Genomic DNA, 20,330 nt, shown 5'->3' with positions numbered 1-20,330 from the left:
AACCCGACAAGGACGGCAAAGAAGGGTCATGGCTCCCCGAGCAGGACTCGAACCTGCGACCCAATGATTAACAGTCATTTGCTCTACCAACTGAGCTATCGGGGATCGATCGGACGTCTTGACGTCTGCAGTTGACCACTGCGGGAAGGGGGCGGTGGCGGTTGGCTCCTCGAGCAGGACTCGAACCTGCGACCCAGTGATTAACAGTCACTTGCTCTACCAACTGAGCTATCGAGGAATGACCGGTTACCGCGCTGTGCTCGCTGCCGCGGAAGCGAAGCTGGCTCCCCGAGCAGGACTCGAACCTGCGACCCAATGATTAACAGTCATTTGCTCTACCAACTGAGCTATCGGGGAATGGCCTCGAGCACGGGGCGTAGTATACGGATCGGACGTGCCAGGTCAAGGGGGATTGCCTCGAGGGCCGCCGGGCGGAAACGGAAAACGCCCGCACGGTCGATGACCGGGCGGGCGTTCTCGATCTGTTCTGGTGGCTACGCCCTGATTTGAACAGGGGACCCCATCATTATGAGTGATGTGCTCTAACCAGCTGAGCTACGTAGCCATTTCCTCGTTGTCGGCCAGGATGCGCCGGACAACGGGGCTGAATTATGCACGCGGACCGGCAACTTGGCAAGCCTGGAACGCCCCGAGCATCGCTCTGGCACCCCATCGTCATATTGCCCCCTTCTTTTATTGATTGAACGTTCAATAAAAAAATGCCATGCTGGGGGTATCGGCCCTCCTGCCGTCCCGAAGGGTAGCAGGAGAAATCCCACCTGAGAGGAGCCAGCAAGGTGCCCAAGGTCGGAATGGAACCCATCCGTCGCCAGCAGCTGATCGCGGCCACCATGGTGGCCATCGACGAGGTCGGCCTGGCCGACGCCACCGTGATGCGTATCGCCCGTCACGCCGGCGTCTCCGCCGGCATCATCAGCCACTACTTCGGCGGCAAGGACGGCCTGCTCGAGGCCACCATGCGCCAGATCCTCAGCGACCTGGGCGAGGCGGTGGCGGCGCGTCGACAGGCCCTGGCCGACGACCATCCGCGGGCCCACCTGGGTGCCATCATCGATGGCAACTTCGACCGCAGCCAGGTCACCGGCCCGGTGGCCAAGACCTGGCTGGCCTTCTGGGCCAGCAGCATGCACAAACCGTCTCTGCAGCGGCTGCAGCGGGTCAACGACCACCGCCTCTACTCGAACCTGTGCTGCCAGTTCCGCCGTCTGCTGCCCCGGGAGGAGGCACGCCGCGCCGCCCGCGGCCTGGCGGCCATGATCGACGGCTTGTGGCTGCGCGGCGCCCTGACACCTGAAGGGCTCGACGCCGATCGCGCCCGACAGCTGGCCCACGACTATCTGGACCAGTTGCTGGACACTCATACCTCGTCCCCCGCTAACCGAGAGGAGATCCCATGGCAACCCTCGATACCCTGACACTCTACATCGACGGCCGCCGGGTAGACGCCACCTCCGGCGAGACCTTCAGCGTCGTGAACCCCTTCGACGGCAGCCTCCTGGCCGAGGTTCAGCAGGCCTCGCGGGCCGACCTGGATGCCGCCGTGGCCGCGGCTCGCCGCGGCCAGCGGGTCTGGGCGGCGATGACCGGCATGGAGCGCGGCCGCATCCTGAACCGCGCGGTGGCGCTGTTGAGAGAGCGCAATGACGAGCTCGCCGCGCTCGAGACCCGCAACACCGGCAAGCCGATCAGCGAGACCGCGGCGGTGGACATCGTCACCGGCGCCGACGTGCTCGAGTACTACGCCGGCCTGGCGCCGGCCATCGAGGGCAGCCAGATCCCGCTGCGCGAGAGTTCGTTCGTCTATACCCGCCGCGAACCCCTGGGGGTGATCGGCGCCATCGGCGCCTGGAACTACCCGATCCAGATCGCCTGCTGGAAGGCCGCCCCGGCACTCGCCGCCGGCAACGCCGTGGTCTTCAAGCCCAGCGAGGTCACCCCGCTCACCGCCATGAAGCTCGCCGAGATCTTCACCGAGGCCGGCCTGCCCGACGGCGTCTTCAACGTCCTCCACGGCGACGGCCGGGTCGGCGCCCTGCTCACCGAGCACCCAGGCATCGACAAAATCTCCTTCACCGGCGAGGTCGGCACCGGCAAGAAGGTGATGGCCGCCGCCGGGGGCTCGACGCTCAAGGACGTGACCATGGAGCTCGGCGGCAAGTCGCCGTTGATCGTCTTCGGCGACGCCGATCTCGACCGCGCCGCCGATGCCGCCATGATGGCCAACTTCTACTCCAGCGGACAGATCTGCACCAACGGCACCCGGGTCTTCGTGCAGCGTACGGTGAAGGAGGCCTTCGAGGCGAAGATCCGCGAGCGGGTGGCGCGCATCCGCGCCGGTGATCCGCTCGACCCGGCCGTCAACTTCGGCCCCCTGGTCAACTTCGAGCATCAGGAGAAAGTGCTGTCCTACATCGCCGTCGGCAAGCAGGAAGGCGCCCGGGTGCTGGCCGGCGGCGACGCCTGGAACCAGGGCGACTATGCCGCCGGGGCCTGGGCCGCGCCCACGGTGTTCACCGACTGCAGCGACGAGATGCGCATCGTGCGCGAGGAGGTCTTCGGCCCGGTGATGGCGATCCTCGCCTTCGACGACGAGGACGAAGTGATCCGACGCGCCAACGACACCCATTACGGGCTGGCCGCCGGGGTCTTCACCGAGAGCCTGAATCGTGCGCATCGAACCATCCATCGCCTCGAGGCCGGCATCTGCTGGATCAACACCTGGGGCGAGTCCCCCGCCGAGATGCCGGTGGGTGGCTACAAGCAATCCGGCGTGGGCCGCGAGAACGGCCTCGAGACCCTGGCCCACTACACCCAGACCAAGTCGGTGCAGGTGGAGATGGGGCCCTTCGAGTCGGTGTTCTAGGAGGCAGTGAAGAGCCCCGTTACCCCTGCTCGCATTCACAAGACGTGTCGACCCAAGGCAAGTGCGACTGGCTGTAGCGAGGGACGCCGGGGACAAGCCGAAGAGGAGGTCCTACGCCATGGATGGCGTAGGTAGCGCCCAGGGAGGGGTTCACAGCGCCTCCTCGCAGGCTTGTCGACGGAGTCCCGAGCGACCCCGTTAGCAGGCCCGCTTCCGTCGCGTTACCAGTGAGAGATGTTATGTCCCAGATTCATGAATTCGACTACGTCATCATCGGCGCCGGCTCCGCCGGCAACGTGCTGGCCACCCGCCTCACCGAAGACCCGGAAGTGAGCGTACTGCTGCTCGAGGCCGGTGGCCCTGACTACCGCTTCGACTTCCGCACCCAGATGCCGGCGGCGCTCGCCTACCCGCTGCAGGGCAAGCGCTACAACTGGGCCTTCGAGACCGACCCGGAGCCCCACATGGACGGCCGGCGCATGGAGTGCGGCCGTGGCAAGGGACTCGGCGGCTCCTCGCTGATCAACGGCATGTGCTACATCCGCGGCAACGCCCTGGACTATGACCACTGGGCCAAGGCGCCCGGCCTCGAGGACTGGAGCTACGCCGACTGCCTGCCCTACTTCAAGAAGGCCGAGAGCCGCGACATCGGCCCCGACGCCTACCACGGCGGCGACGGCCCGGTCAGCGTCACCACGCCGAAAGCCGGGAACAACCCGCTGTATCGCGTCTTCATCGAGGCGGGCAAGCAAGCGGGCTACGCCGAGACCGAGGACGTCAACGGCTACCGCCAGGAGGGTTTCGGCCCCATGGACCGCTTCGTCACGCCGCAGGGACGGCGCGCCTCCACCGCCCGCGGCTACCTCGACCAGGCCAAGGGGCGCGACAACCTCACCATCGAGACCCGTGCCACCACCGACATCGTTGAGTTCGAGGGCAAGCGTGCCGTCGGCGTGCGCTATCTCCGCCGTGGCCAGGAGCGGCGCGCCCGCGCCCGCCGCGAGGTGCTGCTGTGCGCCGGGGCCATCGCCTCGCCGCAGATCCTGCAGCGCTCCGGGGTCGGCCCGAAAGACGTGCTCGACGAGTGCGGCATCGCCCCGGTGCTGATCAACGAGAACGTCGGCGCCCACCTGCAGGACCACCTGGAGATGTACATCCAGTACGAGTGCAAGCAGCCGATCTCGCTCTATCCGGCGCTGAAGTGGGTCAACCAGCCGAAGATCGGCGCCGAATGGCTGCTGCTGGGCCGCGGCATCGGCGCCAGCAACCAGTTCGAGTCCTGTGGCTTCATCCGCAGCAGCGATGAGGAGGAGTGGCCCAACCTGCAGTACCACTTCCTGCCCATCGCCATCAGCTACAACGGCAAGAGCGCGGTCCAGGCCCACGGCTTCCAGGCCCACGTGGGTTCGATGCGCTCGGAGAGCCGCGGACGAATTCGCCTCACCTCCCGCGATCCCGCGGCGGCGCCCAGCATCCTGTTCAACTACATGTCCACCGACAAGGACTGGCAGGAGTTCCGCGACGCCATCCGCCTGACCCGCGAGATCATCGCCCAGCCCGCCTTCGACGAGTATCGCGGACGAGAGATCTCGCCGGGCCCGGACGTGGCCTCCGACGCCGAGCTCGACGCCTTCGTGCGCGAGCACGCCGAAACCGCCTACCACCCCTGCGGCAGCTGCCGCATGGGCGAGGGCGACGACGCCGTGGTCGACGGTGCCGGCCGGGTACACGGCCTCGAGGGGCTGAGGGTGGTGGACGCCTCGCTGTTCCCCGTGATTCCCACCGGCAACCTCAACGCACCGACCATCATGCTGGCGGAGAAACTCGCCGACCGGATCCGCGGCCGCGAGCCACTGCCAAAGAGCGATGCCCCCTACTACGTCGCCGGCAGCGCCCCGGCCAGGAGCGAACCGCGGCGCCGCGTCGCCTGACGTCCCGCAGCGCTCCCGCCTGCGCATGACACCCCGCCCCGTCGACGACGGGGCGGGGTGTCTTCCTTTAGGGTCGACAAGGATCGCCGGTTGCCACACCATGGGCTAGTCTGCCAGAATTCAAACATCCGTTCGAATGACGTGTTAACCGACGACACGGAGACGCCCCATGCTCACCCTGATTCTGCTCGTCCTCGCCGTGGCCGGCCTGCTGGTGGTCATGCGCCGCGAGGCGGGCGCCCTGCCCGCCCTCGGTGTGCTCGCCGTGCTCGGCCTGGCCGGTCTGCTGCTCGGCTCGCCGGTGCTCGGTGGGCTGCTGCTGATCGCCGCCCTCGTGACGGCCGTGGCCGGCCTGGCGCCCCTGCGCATCCACTGGCTCTCCCCCCGGCTCTTCGCCGCCTTCAAGAAGGTCGCGCCCAAGGTCTCGGACACCGAGCGTACCGCGCTGGAAGCCGGCAGCGTGGCCTGGGACGGCGAGCTCTTCTCCGGTCGGCCGGACTGGCAGCGCCTGCTCGACTATCGCGACGAGGGGCTCTCCGACGAGGAACGCGCCTTCCTCGAGCACCAGTGCAGCGTTGCGGCCGGCATGTGCAACGCCTGGGAGATCGCCCGGGAGCGCGCCGACCTGCCCCAGGAGCTGTGGGACTACCTCAAGCGGGAGGGCTTCTTCGGCATGATCATCCCGAAGGCGTATGGCGGCCTGGAGTTCTCGGCCAAGGCCCAGTCGCTGGTGCTGCAGAAGCTGTCGATCAGCGAGACGCTGATGGTCACCGTGGGCGTGCCCAATTCGCTGGGCCCGGGCGAGTTGCTGCTCAAGTACGGCACCCAGGCGCAGAAGGATCACTACCTGCCGCGCCTGGCCGACGGTCGCGAGATTCCCTGCTTCGGCCTCACCGGCCCCCGGGCCGGCAGCGACGCCACCGCCATCCCCGACACCGGCGTGGTGTGCAAGCGGGTGATCGATGGCAAGGAGACCCTGGGCCTCAGGCTCGACTTCGAGAAGCGCTGGATCACGCTCGCCCCCATCGCCACCGTGGTGGGGCTGGCCTTCCGCATGTTCGACCCCGACCACCTGCTCGGCGACGAGGAGGACCTGGGCATCACCTGCGCGCTGATTCCCCGCGACACCGCAGGCATGGAGATCGGCCGCCGCCACCACCCCATCGGCAGCCCCTTCATGAACGGCCCGCTCAAGGGCCAGGACGTCTTCGTGCCGTTGGATACCATCATCGGCGGCCCCGAGATGGCCGGCCAGGGCTGGCGCATGCTGGTCGAGTGTCTCTCGGTGGGCCGCTGCATCACCCTGCCCTCCGGCGGTGCCGGCACCGCCCGCTATGGCCTGGGCTGGAGCGGCGGCTTCGCCCGCATTCGCCGCCAGTTCAACGTGCCGGTGGCCGAGATGGAAGGCGTGCAGGAACCCCTGGCGCGCATGGCGGCGCTCTGCTACATCTCGCGGGCCGCGGTCTACCAGACCGCCAATACCATCGATCACGGGGTCAAGCCCGCGGTGCCCTCGGCGATTCTCAAGAGCCAGCTCACCGAGTTCCAGCGCCAGACCCTCGGCGACGCCATGGACATCCACGGCGGCAAGGCCGTGACCCTGGGGCCGCGCAACTATCTCGGCATCGGCTACAGCGCCAACCCGGTGGCGATCACCGTGGAGGGCGCCAACATCATGACCCGTAACCTGATGATCTTCGGCCAGGGCGCCATCCGCTGCCACCCCTATGTGCTCGAGGAGTTGGCCGCCAAGGAGGCCGACGACCTCCGGGCGTTCGACCAGGCCTTCTTCGGCCACGCCGGGCTGGTCCTCGGCAACGCCGCCCGCGCCTTCACCCTGGGGCTGGGACTCGGCAAGGCCGCGGTACCCTTCGATGCCACCGCTGCTCCCTACGCCAGGGACATGGCGCGGCTCTCCGCCGGCTTCGGCCTGTGTGCCGATGCCGCCATGGCCAGCCTGGGCGCCAGCATGAAACAGCGCGAGATGCTCTCGGCACGCCTCGGCGACGTGCTCTCCAACCTCTACCTCGGCTCCATGGTGCTCAAGCAGTGGCACGACGACGACCGTGTCGAGGGCGACGCCGCCCTGCTGCACTACAGCTGCCGCTTCCTGCTTCACCGCGCCGAACAAGCCCTGGACGAGCTGTTCGACAATCTGCCGAACCGTGCCCTGGGCCGGCTGCTGCGCCTGGTGGTCATGCCCACCGGTCGCCGCTGGAAGCGCCCCCACGACGACCTGGCACGCTCGATCGCCCAGGCCGTCACGCGGGATACCGCACTTCGCCGCACCCTGCTGGAGGCCACCTGGCAGGGCAGCGACGGCGCCCGCGACAACCCCCTGGCCCACTACAACGCCCTGCTCGCCGACTACGACCGTGCCGAGGCACTCTACCGCACGGTCAACAAGGCCTACGCCAGCGGCGAGCTGCCGATGCAGGCCCTGCACCCCGAGCAGCGCGTCGAGGCGGCCCTGGAGGCCGGCATCATCGGCGCGGACGACGCCGCCTTCATGCGGCGCTACGAGGCCGAGGTGCTGGAACTACTCACCGTCGACGACTTCGACTACGACGCCTTCGCCAGCGACAAGGCCAACATCCTGCGCCACAACGCGGCCTGACGCACGCCGCCCGAGCGGCGGCCCGCCCCCTGAACGACGACGCCCCGATATCCGTCGGGGCGTTTGTCATCGAGCATCCGGTGTCTCGCTACAGCGGCCAGACCATCAGGATCATCGGCACGGCCACCGCCACCACCACCAACTCCAGCGGCAGCCCCATCCGCCAGTAGTCACCGAAACGGTAGCCGCCGGGCCCCATCACCAGGGTATTGGACTGGTGGCCGATGGGGGTCAGGAAGGCGCAGGAGGCGCCGACCGCCACCACCATCAGGAAGGGGTCGATCGAGACATCGAAGCCACTCGCCAGGCTCGCCGCGATGGGCGCCATCAGCACCGCCGCCGCGGCGTTGTTGATCACGTCCGAGAGCATCATGGTGATCACGAACAGCCCCACCAGGGTGGCCACCACCGGCCAGTCGCGGCCCATGTACAGCAGGCTCTCGGCGATCAGTTCCGCCCCGCCACTGGTCTCCAGCGCCTGGCCCACCGGGATCATGGCACCGAGCAGCACGATCACCGGCCCGTCGATGGCCTGGTAACCGTCGCGCAGCGGCAGCACCCCCACCAGCAGCGAGAGCAGCGCCGCGGTGGAGAGCGCCACCGCGGCCGGCAACAGGTCGAACAGAATGGCCAGGATCGCCGCGGCGAAGATGGCGAGCGACACCAGCAGCAGCCGCGGCTGCCCGAGCGTCAGGTCGCGGCTGGCCAGCGGCAGGCAGCCCAGCGTCGCCAGGCTCTCGGAGAGCTCGCTCTCGCCGCCCTGCAGCAGCAGCACGTCGCCGGGACGAAAGCGGATCTCCCGCAGCCGCTGCTTGAGACGCCCGCCGTCGCGGGCCACCGCCACCAGGTGCAGGCCGAACTGGTTGTGCAGGCGCAACTGGGTGACGGTGCGATTGACCATCATCGAATCGTTGCGCACCACCGCCTCGACCAGTTCGAGCCCCTCGGTATCGACCCCCTTCTTCTTTTTCTTCTTTTCCTTCTTCTCTTTGTTCTCCTTGCGGTTCTGCCTCTCCGGATTCTCTTGCACAGGTTCCTCATCGCTCTCCCGAGAGGCCGTCTCGTCGGCCGACACCTCATCCTCTTCGGCCTCGGCGCCGAGCGACAACCCGGCCTTGTCCTCGAGCAACTTCATCTCCTCGGGGCCCGCCTCCACCAGCAGGATGTCACCCTCCCGCAGGCTGCCGTGGAAGGCATGGCCGGCCCGACGCTTCTCGTCGCGCACCACGGCCAGCACCGGGATGGTCTCCTCAAGGGCGTCGTGCAGGTCACGCAGCGTCCAGCCGATGGCCTTCGCCTCCTCGCCAACCTTGAGTTCGACCAGGTAGTTGGCGGTATCGAACATCTCCTCGGTGGAGGCCTTGCCGGCCCGCTGCGGCACCAGCCGCCACCCCAGCAGCAGAATGAAGACCAGGCCGGCCAGGGCGACCGACACCCCGACGGGAGAGAAGGAGAACATGCCGAAGGCGTCGCCAGTGACGGTGCGACGATAACTGGCGATGATGATATTGGGGGGCGTGCCGATCAGGGTGGTCAGCCCGCCGAGCAGCGAGCCGAAGGCCAGCGGCATCAACAGCAGCGAGGGCGAGGTGTCGTGCTCGCGTGCCAGGCGCATGGCCACCGGCAGCAGCAGCGCCAGGGCGCCGACATTGTTCATGAACCCGGAGAGCACCATCACGGTGCCGGTCAGGGCGGCGAGCTGCAGGAAGAGCCGCTCGCCCACCTTGAGCACCTGCTCGGCGATCACGTCCACTACCCCGGAGCGCTCGAAGCCGCGGCTGATCACCAGTACCGCGGCGACGGTGATCACCGCCGGGTGGCCGAACCCCAGGAACGCCTCACCGCCCGGCACCAGCCCCAGCAGCACCGAGCCCAGCAGGGCCGCGAGCGCCACCAGGTCGTAGCGGAAACGTCCCCAGACGAAGGCCGCCAGCGTCAACCCGAGCACGATGAAGACCAGGGTGCTGTCGGCCATACTCGCTCACCTCCGTGTGCCTTCGTGGTGTCTCAAGCACAACAGCAGCACGGCGGAAAATCCAGCCTTTTTCGAGGCGATGGCGTTGCCCTGACGCGCAAGACCCGGCGAGCGCCGGGTCTTGCGGTGCAGCAGCGAGGACGATTCACTTCTTCGCCATCGCCTCCAGCATGGCGTTGACGGCCTCGAGATGCTCGGGCTCGTTGTGGCACATGCCCTGGAAGACCGCGCAGAGGTCGAGGAAGTCCTTGAGCTCGGTGCGCTGCGCCATCTTCATCAGTCGCTTGGTCAGGCGGGTCGCCTTCGGCGGCTGGGCGGCGATGCGCGACGCCAGTTCGCCCACGCGTGCCGTCAGCGCCTCGGGCTCCACCACCTCGAGCACGATGCCGAGCTCCCTGGCCTCCTCGGCGTCGATCACCCGGCCGGTCAGGGTCAGCTCGAAGGCGCGCTGGTAGCCGATCAGGCGCTGCATGAACCAGGCGCCGCCGTCGCCGGGGATGATGCCCAGGTTCAGGAAGGTCTCGCCGAACTTGGCCGTGCGCGAGGCGATGCGGATATCGGCCATGTTGGCCAGGTCGAAGCCGGCGCCGATGGCCGGGCCGTTGACCGCGGCGATAATCGGCACCTCCACGTCCTGCAGGGCCAGCGGGATGCGCTGGATGCCGCGGCGGTAGCGGGCGGCCACCTCGGCCACGTCGCCGGCGAAATCGCCGCCGCGGGTAGCCATGTCCTTGACGTTGCCGCCGGCGGAAAAGGCGCTGCCGGCCCCGGTGATCACCAGCACCGAGGCCTCATCACAACCATTGATCCACTCGGCAGTGGCGACGATATCGTCCACCAGCGCGGTGCCGGTCAGGGCATTGCGCACGTCGTGACGGTCCAGGGTCAGGGTCGCGACCCGCCCCTCCAGGGTCAGGCGGGCGTCGGTCAGCTGGGGCAGTGTCGGGCTCATGCGCGGGTTTCCTGGTTGCTGGATTGACGGTCGACGATAACGCGGGCATCCACCACCGCATAGCCGTCCGCGTAAGCGATGACCGGGTTGAGGTCGAGCTCGGAGAGCGCCGGGTAGGCGTCGACGATGCTCGACACCTTGAGCAGCAGGTCGATCAGCGCCTCCTTGTCCACCGCGGGTTCGCCCCGGGCGCCCTCGAGTACCTTCCTGGCCTTGATCTGCTCCACCATCGAGCGAGCGTCATGGCGCGACAGCGGAATGGCGCGGAAGGCCACGTCCTCGAGGATCTCGACGAAGATCCCTCCCAGGCCGAACATCAGCACCGGCCCGAAGATCGGGTCGCGGATCACCCCGACGATCACCTCGACTCCCTTCCTCGCCATCGGCGTGACCAGCACGCCCTCGATCTCGGCGTCCGGGTCATAGGCACGGCAGGAGGCCAGGATCTCTTCGCGGGCCTGGCGCAGGGCCGTCTCGCCCGTGAGGTTCAGCTTGACGCCACCGGCGTCGGACTTGTGCAGGATATCCTTCGATACCACCTTCATCGCCAGCGGCGTGCCGCCGCTCTCGCCTGCAAACCGGCTGGCCGCCTCGGCCAGCTCGGCCTCGCTCCTCGCCACCCGCTCCGGCGGCACCTCGACGCCGTGGTCGCGCAGCAGCTGCTTGGCCTCGTACTCGAAGAGGTCGCGATCCCCGGCACGGGCCCGCTCGAACATCGCCACCAGCTCCGGACGCGGGGTCACCGCCGCTTCGCGGGCCTGGGTCTGCAGCTGCGCCAGGTACTGGCCGCGCTCGCCCAGCGCGGAGAGCACCCGTACGGCATGCTCGATCGAGGCGTAGACCGGCAGGCCCGCCTCGTGCAGGCGGCGCAGCGCCGGCGGCTTGACCGGGGCATAGAGGCTGTAGATCACCAGCGGCTTGGTGGTCACCCTGGACAGGTCGACCATGGCCTCGGCGCCGCGCATCTCGTCGCCCAGCAGCGACTCGGCGAAGCGGATGCTGTAGCCCCCGAACATGCCCACCAGGAAGACGCTGTCGACGTTGTCATCGGCGGCGACGAGCTCCATGCAGGTGGCGAGCAGCGATGGATTGGCGTCGGTGGAGCCGGCCACGTCCACCGGGTTGACGGTGGAGGCCTGGGGGAAGAGCACCTCGCGCAGCCGCTGGCGGGTCGCCTCGGAGAGCTCGGCCAGCTCGAGGCCCGCCTCGGCCAGGCGGTCGGAGGCGATGGTCGCCTGGCCGCCGCCGTCGGAGATCACCGCCACCCGCTTGCCGCGGGCCTTCTGCAGCAACCCGAGGCCCTCGGCCACGGGCAGAATCTCGTCGGAGTACTGCACCACGCTGACCCCGGACTGGCGTAGCAGGTCCACGGTCATGGCGTAGCTGCCGGCCAGCGCCCCGGTGTGGGAGCTGGCCGCCTTCTGGCCCTGCTCGGTGGAACCGGACTTGTAGACCACCACCGGCTTCATGGCGGTGACCTCGCGGGCCACGTCGAGGAACTTGCGCCCGTCGCGGAAGCCCTCGACGTAGAGGGTAGCCACGCGCGTATGCACATCCTCGCCCAGGTAGCGCAGGTAGTCGTTGAAGCCGATGTCGCTCTGGTTGCCCGGCCCCACATAGGTGGAGAAGCCCACATGGCCGTTATGCTGCGCCTCCAGCGCCAGCGACAGCAGCATGTTGCCGGACTGGGAGATGATGCCGACGTCGCCGGGCTTGACGTTGTCCAGCGCCAGCAGGTTGACCTTGTGGTGCAGGTTGAACACGCCCGAGGTGTTGGGACCGATGATGCGAACCCCGTGCGCCTCGGCCTTGGCCATCATCTCGCGTTCGAGCTCGGCGCCCTCGCCGCCGATCTCGGCAAAACCGCTGGCGAGTATCACCGCCCCCTTGATGCCGCGGCGGCCGCACTCGGCGATCAGCCCGGGCACCGTGGCGGCCGGGGTACAGATCAGCGCCAGCTCCGGGCTACCGGGAATCGCCGTGACCGAGGGCCACGCCTTGACGCCGAGGATCATGTCGGCCCTGGGGTTCACCGGATAGATGCTGCCGCGATAGCCATCCTTGATCAGGCCGACCATGGCCTTGTAGCCGCGCTTGGTGGGGTCCGCCGAGGCCCCGATCACGGCGATGCCGGTCGGTGCCAGGATGTCGTGGAGGGGGCTGCGGCTGTCGAGATGTCCTTCGATGGGATTCATGTGGTGCTGACCTTGGCCCATGGGGCCCTTGAACGGTGACGGACGGAGGAACCTGGCTTACTTGCCCTGGAACCGGGGTGAACGCTTCTCGGCGAAGGCGTCGACCCCCTCCTGCCAATCCTCGGTGGTGGAGCAGGTGAAGACCGCATCGAGCTCCTGCTGGAGCTGCCCCTCGAGATCGGTGTGGCTGCCCTGGTTGACCAACCGCTTGAGCATCGCGATCGACACCGGCGCCTGCCTGGCCAGCTGATCGGCCAGGCGATGGGCCTCGTCGAGCAGAACGTCGCCGGTCCAGTGGGACGTCGCCAGGCCGATGCGAACGGCCTCCTCACCGTCGATGCGCCGGCCGGTGAAGAGCAGCTGGCGGCTCATGTTGAGCCCCACCAGTTGGGGCAGGATCTTGGAGACGCCGCCCCCCACGCAGGTGCCGATGCTGGTCTCGGGGAAGCCGATCTGGGCGTCCTGGGCCATCAGGATGAAGTCGCAGGAGACCGCCATCTCGGCCCCGGCCCCCAGGGCGTAGCCGTTGACCGCGGCGATCACCGGCTTGCGAAGCCGGAAGATCGCCTCGCAGACGTCGTTGCCGAGTTGCAGGTACTGGCGGCGCTGGAACAGCGAGCGCTTGGCGCTGCCATGCTCCTTCATGTCGGCGCCGACGCAGAAGGCCCGGCCCTCGCCGGTAAGGATCACGGCACGGACATCGACGTCAGCGGCGGCCACGGCCAGGGCATCGAGCAGTTCGGTGTAGAGGGTCTCGACCACCGCATTGAGGCGGTGCGGGCGGTTGAAGCGGATCTCCAGTACCTGGTCATGTCGGCGGGTGATCAGGGTCTCGTAGTCGGGCTTGGGGGTGGCGTGTGTCATGCGGGTCTCGGCGGTAGCGGGTGGATAACGAAACAAACGTGTCACTTCCCCTTCAATAAAGCCACGTCTGTTGTGGCCGCATGCTAGACGAAGGTGTCACGCCTGGTCAACACGGCTGTATCATTATATTTTGCAATGAGACACGTTTGTTTCATTAATCCGTCGACCCCATGGGGTACAATGCGCCACCGCGCTTGCGCGACCATGACAAGATCAGGTGAGGAGAACAGCGTGCTGGAACAGCAGACCCACGGTCCCGAGGCCCCGTTGGACGGCACCGCCCGACTCGATGCCGTGAATCAGCAACTCGCCGAGGCCTATCCGGAGCTGAGCCGCCAGCTCAAGCTGGCCGCCGGCTATGTGCTGGAGCATCCGGTCGAGATCGCCTTCCAGTCGATTCGCAAGTCGGCCACCGCCGCCGACGTCACCCCTTCGACCCTGATGCGCCTGGCCAAGCGGCTGGGCTTCGAGAGCTACGAGCAGTTCCGCGAGGTGTTCCAGTCGGCGGTGCAGGCCGGCCCGGTGGAACTCTCGGGGCGGGCCAGCCACCTGCGCAGCCTGGCCAGCCAGACCGATGACCAGGTATTCCTCGACGTGGGCGATGCCGCCTTCGACAATATCGGCCGGCTGTTCACCGCCGACAACCAGGCCCGGGTGCGCGATGCCGCCCGGCTGCTGCTGGGGGCCGGCAAGGTGGCGGTGGTGGGCTTTCGCGACACCTTCGCCTGTGCCTACCACTTCGCCTATGTGGGGCGTATCGCCATGCCCGATATCCACCTGATCCGCGGCCAGGAAGGAGGGCTGCTCACCGAGCTTGCGCCCTTCGGCGAAGGCGATGTGGTGGTCGCCTTCGGCTTCGAGCCCTACTGCGCCGAGACCATGCGTGCGCTCGAGATCACCCGGGCCAATGGGGTCAACGCCATCGTGATCACCGACACCATGCGCTCGCCGCTGGTGCCCGGGGCGGCCATCACCCTGCCGGTGGCCAACTCCACGCCGCACTTCTTCCCCTCGATCCTGGCGGCGATCACCCTGGTGGAGACACTGCTGGCCGAGTGCGTGGCCTTCGGCCCCGACGACCTGGTCGACAACGTGGCGCGCTTCGAGTCGCGGATGCGGGAGCTCGGCGCCTACGTCGATATCGAGTAGCTGGAAGCTGGAAGCTGGAAGCTGGAAGCTGGAAGCTGGAAGGCAGCCTGTCGCCACCAACCCTTGGATCAAAGTCTTTCTTCTAGCTTCCAGCCGCGAAGCGGCGCTCTTCCAGCTTCAAGCTCCCGGCGAAGCCGGGTTCAAGGTATCAGGATGGTCGAGCCGGTGGTCCGGCGGCTCTGCAGGGCCTCCTGGGCCTCGCCCGCCTCGGCCAGCGGATACCGCTGGGCGATGTCGACCCTGACCTTGCCGCTCGCGAACATGGCGAAGAGCTCGCCGGCCATCGTCTCCAGACGCTCGCGGCTATCGGCGTAGCCGTTGAGGCTCGGCCGGGTGACGAACAGCGAGCCCTTCTGGTTGAGGATACCGATGTTCACGCCCTCCACCGGGCCCGAGGCGTTGCCGAAGCTGACCATCAGTGCACGCGGTTTCAGGCAGTCGAGCGAGGTCTCCCAGGTGTCCTTGCCCACCGAGTCGTAGACCACATCGCACATCTCGCCACCGGTCAGTTCGCGGACCCGCTCGACCAAGCTCTCCTTCGTGTAGTCGATGGTCGCCCAGGCGCCGTTCTTCTCGGCGAGCGCCGCCTTCTCGGGGGAGCTCACGGTGCCGATCAACCTGACGCCCAGCGCCCGCGCCCACTGGCAGGCGATGGACCCCACCCCGCCGGCCGCGGCATGGAACAGGATCGTCTCGCCCCCCTTGAGCGGACAGGTCTGGCGCAACAGGTACTGCACGGTCAGTCCCTTGAGCATGCACCCCGCGGCGGTCTCGAAGTCGATGGCATCGGGCAGCACCACCGCCTTGTCGGCCGGCAGGGTGTGCAGTTCGGCGTAGGCGCCCAGTGGGCCCTGAGCGTAGGCGACGCGGTCGCCGACCTTGAGGTGGGTGACGCCCTCGCCCACCGCCTCGACCACGCCAGCACCCTCGGTACCGAGCCCGGAGGGCAAGGACGGCGCCGGGTAGAGGCCGGTGCGGAAGTAGATGTCGATGAAATTCAGGCCGACGGCCCGGTTCGCGACCCGGACCTCGCCCGACCCCGGCTCGGCGGGCGTAACATCGACGAGTTCGAGGACCTCGGGACCGCCGGTGCGGGCAAACTGGATGCGCTTGGCCATGGAAGGCATTCCTTTATTCGGCTAACGGGACAGATCCACCATGGAAGCGCTGTCGAGCAGACGGGTCAAGTCGATTCGCCCGCCGCCACCATGCCTCGCCCCGGACTCCACCCGGGTCGGGCGCCGATCCCCCCTCGCCTGGTTCCAATGTCGAGAATCCCTGACCTATGCTGAGGCGATTACCGCCGCCGATTCCCTTGGAGGAGCCGTTATGAACCCGTTTTCACTCGCCGGCGAAGTCGCCATGGTCACCGGGTGCAACAAGGGGCTGGGCCAGGCCCTGGCCGTGGCGCTGGCACAGGGCGGTGCCGATATCGTCGGGGTCAGCCGCCGCACCGCCGACACGACACGCGGCCGTGTCGAGGCGCTCGGACGGAAGTTCTTCCACGTTACCGCCGAATTGGGTCGCGACAAGGAGGGCGATATCGTCGCCCGCGCCCTGGCCCAGGCCGGCAAGCTGGATATCCTGGTCAACAACGCCGGCACTATCCGTCGCGCACCGGCGCTGGACTTCAGCGAGGACGACTGGGATGCGGTGATCGACGTCAACCTCAAGGCGGCGTTCTTCCTGGCGCAGCAGGTTGCGCACCACCTGGTCGAGCGCGGCGCGCGAGGCAAGATCGTCAACATCGCCTCGGTGCTGTCGTTCCAGGGCGGGATCCGCGTGCCCTCCTACACCGCCAGCAAGAGCGGCCTCCTCGGCCTGACCCGGCTACTGGCCAATGAATGGGCCGGGCACGGCATCAACGTCAACGCCATCGCCCCCGGGTACATGGCCACCGACAACACCCAGGCGCTGCGCGACGACCCGCAGCGCAGCGCCGAGCTCCTCGCCCGCATTCCCGCCGGCCGCTGGGGCGAGCCCGACGACCTGGCCGGTGCCGTGGTCTTCCTCTGCTCGGATGCAGCGAACTACGTGCATGGGCATGCCCTGGCGGTGGACGGCGGCTGGCTGGCCCGCTAGGCAGGCACCGGGCCGAGGCTAAACGTCCGGGAGAGCCTGCAGCCCCTCCACGAAAGCGCGTTTCTCCGCCTCGAAGAAGCGCGCGTCGTGCTTGAAGCGACGCAGCACCTCTCGATCGTCGAAGGAGAGCGTCGCGGCCAGCTCGCCGGCAACACGCGCCGGATGGCGCCGGGACAGGCCGACGCGTGCGCCGCGGGCGTCCTCGATCCAGCGCGAGATGCCGCAACCGCGCAGGAACGCCTCGTCGAGGTCGTCCGTCGGCTCGACCCGCAGCGGTGCCTTCAACGCCAGCTCGTGAATCAGCCGCCGCCGGGGCTCGCGATCCTCCCCGAGCGAGGTGCTCAGCACCAGCGACATGCCGTCGCCGGCCTCGTCGAGCACCAGCAGGGCCAGCGCCAGCGGCGCTCCGCCATCGTCCACCAGCGCCCACAGCCGGGCCGCCTCGTCGGCAAACAGCAGGTGGCGCGTGCCGCTGAACGCCACCAGCGGGGTCAACCCCGCTGTCGTGCCGTGCACCGCCGCACACAGACGGGCCAGGCAGGCATCGCGCCATTCGCCCGCTTCGAGACTCACCACCTTCATCGCCATCCTCACGTCTGGGTCACACCATCGCGCGAAGCCTAGCATATTCCTTTCGGCGACAGCCTGGCATATGGTGCGGTGACATGCGGTTGCCGCACCCATGTAGGATGATCACAGTTCGACCGCTCAAGGATGCGACGTGCATGCCACACCCCGCCATTGCCCTGCCCCGCCTGATGGCCCACCGCGGCCTCTCGGCCCATGCCCCGGAGAATACGCTGAGCGCCGTGCGGGCCGCCTGCGAGGCCGGCTTCCCCTGGGTAGAGCTCGATGTGCAACTGCTCGGCGATGCCACCGCGGTGATCTGGCACGACGCCACCGTGCGGCGTTGCTCCGACGGTCGGGCCCGCGTGGTGGACCTGGACCTGCCCCGGGCCCGGCGGCTGGACGCAGGCGCCTGGTTCAGCGACCGCTTCCGCGGCGAGCGCATGGCGACGCTGCGCGAGATGCTCGCACTGATCGAGGAACTCGACATGGGGCTCAACCTGGAGCTCAAGGTCACCCGCGGGCGCAACCCGGCGGCACTGGTCGACAGCGTGCTGCCGACCCTGCTCGACGCCCTGCCGCCGGAGCGGCTGATTCTCTCCTCCTTCCACGATGGCGCCCTGGCCCGCGCCCGGGAGCTGGCCGACCCATCGCGCCTGGCCCTCGGGGTGCTGTTCGAGGGCATCGGTCGCGACTGGCAGTCGCGCTGCGCAGCGGTGGACGCCTACAGCGTCCATGCCAACTGGAAGCGCCTCAGCCAGCGCGGAGCCCAAGCGGTGCGCGAGGCCGGTTACCGCTTGCTCTGCTATACCGCCAATGACCCCACCGCCTTCGCCCATCAGTGGGCCTGGGGCGTGGAGAGCGTGATCAGCGACGATCCTGCGTGTTTCTCCGGTCATCTGCCGGATTGATGCCTCCGTTTCTGACCCTGTCCAGCAAGGCGCCGTCGGCCTCGCCCGCGGCGCCTCCCCAACCGTCGAAGTGCAACAGTTCCTCCAGGGGCAGCCTGGACAACCACCCTGCTTTCTCCAGTTCGGGGCGGGCATGGAACTGGCTCACATAGCCCATGCACAAGTAGGCGATCGGCAGGATGTCACGGGGAATCCCCAGGGTGTCGCGCAGGGCATCCTGGTGGAAGATGCTGACCCAGCCGACGCCGAGCCCCTCGGCGCGGGCGGCCAGCCACAGATTCTGGACGGCGCACACGGAACTGAAGATATCCATCGTCTCGATATGGGTTCGCCCCACCACCACCGGCCCATGGCGCCGGCGATCGCAGGTGATGCACAGGTTGACCGGCGCCTCGATGATGCCCTCCAGCTTGAGGCGCCGGTAGGTCGCCTGCTTCTCGCCCTCGAACATCTGCGCCGCCTCTTCGTTGGCCTGGCGGTACAGCGCCTGCACCCGACCCTTGACCGCCGGCGAGCGGATCACCAGGAAGTCCCAGGGCTGCATGAAACCCACCGACGGGGCGTGATGGGCCGCCGTCAGCACCCGGGCCAGCACCTCATCGGGGACCGGGTCGGGAAGGAACTCGCTACGCACGTCGCGGCGGGTGAAGATCGCCCGATAGACGGCGTCACGCTCGTCCGTGCTGAATTCGGGGTGGCGCTGCATTTCCGGCTGGGGAGTGTCACTCATGGTCGGGCCTCATCGTTTTAGGGTGGGGGCATCAGCCGATCAGCTCCCACAGCCGATCGGTATCCAGATGGGCCTCGAGGGTATCGGCGAGGCGGTCGAGCTCTTCCTGGCGATGGGCGGCATAGTCCACCGCCGCCTCGCTGGTGAATCCGCAGCGCGCCAACAGCGCCGTGCAGGCCTCGGGGCGGTCGAACAGGCCATGCAGGTAGGTGCCCATGACCTGGCCATCGTCGCTCACCGCGCCGTCCTCGCGGCCCTCGAGCGCGACCAGTGGGCGCGCCAGCGCGGCCCCCTCACTCACGCCGTTATGGATCTCGTAACCGGCGATGGGCTCTCCCGTCGTCAGCAGCCGGCCGCTGACGTTGCGCAGTTGCTTCCCCGCCACCATGCGTGTCTCCAGTGCCAGCAAGCCCAGCCCCGACGTGGAGCCGGCCGGCCCCTCGAGCCCCGCGGGGTCGTGGATCGCCTGGCCCAGCATCTGGAAGCCGCCACAGATGCCGAGCACCCGGCCGCCGTAGCGCAGGTGGCGCTGGATGGCGGCCTCCCAGCCCTGGCGACGCAGCCAGGCGAGGTCGGCCCGGGTACTCTTGCTGCCGGGCAGAATGATCAGGTCCGCCGGCGGAATGGGCTGGTTCGGCCCGACGAAGGTGAGCGCCACGCGGGGGTGCAGGCGCAGGGGATCGAAATCGTTGTGGTTGCTGATGCGCGGCAGCGCCGGGACCACGATGCGCAGCGCCGGCTCGCCCTCCTCCCGCCCCTCGCGGCCGATGCTGTCCTCGGCGTCGAGCAGCAAGCCGTGCAGGTACGGCAGGGTGCCCAGCACCGGCTTGCCGGTATGCGCGGCGAGCCACTCCAGGCCCGGTTCGAGCAGGCCGATATCGCCGCGAAAGCGGTTGATGACGAAGCCCCGGGTACGCGAGCGCTCGCTCTCGCTGAGCAGCGCCAGGGTGCCGACCAACTGGGCGAAGACACCGCCACGGTCAATATCCCCCACCAGCAGCACCGGGCAATCGACCATCTCGGCGAAGCCCATGTTGGCAATGTCATTCGCGCGCAGGTTGATCTCCGCCGGGCTGCCCGCTCCCTCGGCGATGATCACGTCGAAGCGGCTCGACAGCGCCTCCCAGGCGGCCTGCACGGTGTCACGCGCTTCGCGCTTGTAGGCGTGGTAGTCCAGCGCGTCCATGTGGCCGTGCACCCGCCCGCGCAGGATCACCTGGGCGCCGCGGTCGCTCTCCGGCTTGAGCAGCACCGGGTTCATGTCGCTGTGGGGCGCGACACCTGCCGCCAGCGCCTGCAGCGCCGTGGAGCGCCCGATCTCGCCGCCGTCCGCCGTCACCGCGCTGTTGAGCGCCATGTTCTGCGGCTTGAACGGCGCCACCGACACCCCACGGCGATGGAGCGCGCGACACAGCGCCGCCACCACCGTGCTCTTGCCGGCATCCGAGGTGGTGCCCTGGATCATCAGGGTCC

15 protein-coding genes and 4 tRNA genes are annotated in these 20,330 nt (G+C 68.2%); 7 read left to right on the top strand and 12 right to left on the bottom strand.

The annotated features are described in order from the left end of the window. Positions 1-29: 29 nt before the first annotated feature. The 4 genes from AC5W54_RS02400 to AC5W54_RS02385 all read right to left on the bottom strand — a co-directional run bounded on the left by AC5W54_RS02400 (position 30) and on the right by AC5W54_RS02385 (position 565). Positions 30-105 (bottom strand) — tRNA-Asn (locus AC5W54_RS02400). A gap of 57 nt (positions 106-162) precedes the next feature. Beyond that, positions 163-238: transfer RNA gene (locus AC5W54_RS02395), tRNA-Asn, on the bottom strand. 43 nt (positions 239-281) lie between these two features. Continuing rightward, positions 282-357: transfer RNA gene (locus AC5W54_RS02390), tRNA-Asn, on the bottom strand. Positions 358-488: 131 nt separating this feature from the next. After that, positions 489-565 (bottom strand) — tRNA-Met (locus AC5W54_RS02385). 232 nt (positions 566-797) lie between these two features. Here AC5W54_RS02385 and betI point away from each other — a divergent pair. The 4 genes from betI to AC5W54_RS02365 all read left to right on the top strand — a co-directional run bounded on the left by betI (position 798) and on the right by AC5W54_RS02365 (position 7,432). Continuing rightward, positions 798-1,436, top strand: coding sequence for a transcriptional regulator BetI (gene betI / locus AC5W54_RS02380; protein WP_495960469.1), 639 nt, complete (start codon positions 798-800; stop codon positions 1,434-1,436). After that, entirely contained in the window at positions 1,415-2,884 is a 1,470-nt protein-coding gene (gene betB, locus AC5W54_RS02375) for a betaine-aldehyde dehydrogenase (RefSeq protein ID WP_495960468.1), read from the top strand. Before betI ends, betB begins: the two co-directional genes overlap by 22 nt. 239 nt (positions 2,885-3,123) lie before the next feature. Further along, the gene (gene betA / locus AC5W54_RS02370) at positions 3,124-4,815 is read left to right on the top strand and encodes a choline dehydrogenase (RefSeq protein ID WP_495960467.1); all 1,692 of its coding nucleotides are present in this window, start codon (positions 3,124-3,126) and stop codon (positions 4,813-4,815) included. Between the two features lie 169 nt (positions 4,816-4,984). Beyond that, positions 4,985-7,432 carry an acyl-CoA dehydrogenase gene (locus AC5W54_RS02365; protein ID WP_495960466.1) on the top strand — a complete coding sequence of 816 codons (2,448 nt, stop codon included), beginning with the start codon at positions 4,985-4,987 and terminating at the stop codon, positions 7,430-7,432. 88 nt (positions 7,433-7,520) lie between these two features. On the opposite strand, the gene AC5W54_RS02360 is transcribed toward AC5W54_RS02365, so the two are convergent. The 4 genes from AC5W54_RS02360 to AC5W54_RS02345 all read right to left on the bottom strand — a co-directional run bounded on the left by AC5W54_RS02360 (position 7,521) and on the right by AC5W54_RS02345 (position 13,418). Then, on the bottom strand, positions 7,521-9,407 hold the full coding sequence (locus AC5W54_RS02360; RefSeq protein ID WP_495960465.1) for an SLC13 family permease: 1,887 nt from the start codon (positions 9,405-9,407) through the stop codon (positions 7,521-7,523). A gap of 145 nt (positions 9,408-9,552) precedes the next feature. After that, on the bottom strand, positions 9,553-10,359 hold the full coding sequence (locus tag AC5W54_RS02355; protein WP_495960464.1) for an enoyl-CoA hydratase-related protein: 807 nt from the start codon (positions 10,357-10,359) through the stop codon (positions 9,553-9,555). Further along, the gene (locus AC5W54_RS02350) at positions 10,356-12,554 is read right to left on the bottom strand and encodes an acetate--CoA ligase family protein (RefSeq protein WP_495960463.1); all 2,199 of its coding nucleotides are present in this window, start codon (positions 12,552-12,554) and stop codon (positions 10,356-10,358) included. The genes AC5W54_RS02355 and AC5W54_RS02350 overlap by 4 nt, the downstream gene beginning before the upstream one ends. 57 nt (positions 12,555-12,611) lie before the next feature. Next, positions 12,612-13,418: an enoyl-CoA hydratase/isomerase family protein gene (locus AC5W54_RS02345; protein WP_495960462.1), complete on the bottom strand. Its 807-nt coding sequence runs from the start codon at positions 13,416-13,418 to the stop codon at positions 12,612-12,614. Between the two features lie 231 nt (positions 13,419-13,649). Here AC5W54_RS02345 and AC5W54_RS02340 point away from each other — a divergent pair, with 231 nt between their 5' ends. Then, the gene (locus tag AC5W54_RS02340; RefSeq protein WP_495960461.1) at positions 13,650-14,567 is read left to right on the top strand and encodes a MurR/RpiR family transcriptional regulator; all 918 of its coding nucleotides are present in this window, start codon (positions 13,650-13,652) and stop codon (positions 14,565-14,567) included. Positions 14,568-14,707: 140 nt separating this feature from the next. Here AC5W54_RS02340 and AC5W54_RS02335 read toward each other — a convergent pair whose 3' ends face one another. After that, a complete protein-coding gene (locus tag AC5W54_RS02335) occupies positions 14,708-15,685 on the bottom strand; it encodes an NADPH:quinone reductase (protein WP_495960460.1) in 978 nt (325 codons plus the stop codon). A gap of 211 nt (positions 15,686-15,896) precedes the next feature. On the opposite strand from AC5W54_RS02335, the gene kduD reads away from it, so the two are divergent. Further along, positions 15,897-16,649 carry a 2-dehydro-3-deoxy-D-gluconate 5-dehydrogenase KduD gene (kduD, locus tag AC5W54_RS02330; RefSeq protein ID WP_495960459.1) on the top strand — a complete coding sequence of 251 codons (753 nt, stop codon included), beginning with the start codon at positions 15,897-15,899 and terminating at the stop codon, positions 16,647-16,649. An 18-nt stretch (positions 16,650-16,667) separates the two neighbouring features. Here the strand turns inward: kduD and AC5W54_RS02325 are convergent, their stop codons facing one another. Further along, the gene (locus tag AC5W54_RS02325; RefSeq protein ID WP_495960458.1) at positions 16,668-17,231 is read right to left on the bottom strand and encodes a hypothetical protein; all 564 of its coding nucleotides are present in this window, start codon (positions 17,229-17,231) and stop codon (positions 16,668-16,670) included. Between the two features lie 143 nt (positions 17,232-17,374). Between AC5W54_RS02325 and AC5W54_RS02320 the strand changes: the two genes are divergently transcribed. After that, complete coding sequence (locus AC5W54_RS02320; protein ID WP_495960457.1) at positions 17,375-18,127, top strand: glycerophosphodiester phosphodiesterase family protein; 753 nt, start codon at positions 17,375-17,377, stop codon at positions 18,125-18,127. Here the strand turns inward: AC5W54_RS02320 and bluB are convergent. Next, a complete protein-coding gene (gene bluB / locus AC5W54_RS02315) occupies positions 18,084-18,857 on the bottom strand; it encodes a 5,6-dimethylbenzimidazole synthase (RefSeq protein ID WP_495960456.1) in 774 nt (257 codons plus the stop codon). The two genes, AC5W54_RS02320 and bluB, sit on opposite strands and share 44 nt — an antisense overlap. A 31-nt stretch (positions 18,858-18,888) precedes the next feature. Then, complete coding sequence (locus AC5W54_RS02310; RefSeq protein ID WP_495960688.1) at positions 18,889-20,322, bottom strand: cobyric acid synthase; 1,434 nt, start codon at positions 20,320-20,322, stop codon at positions 18,889-18,891. Positions 20,323-20,330 lie beyond the last annotated feature (8 nt).

This window comes from Halomonas sp. LMYGS-3 (genome assembly GCF_059509875.1).
Note: the sequence above shows the minus strand (reverse complement) of the source record. Positions and strands in the feature narration are given on the sequence as shown.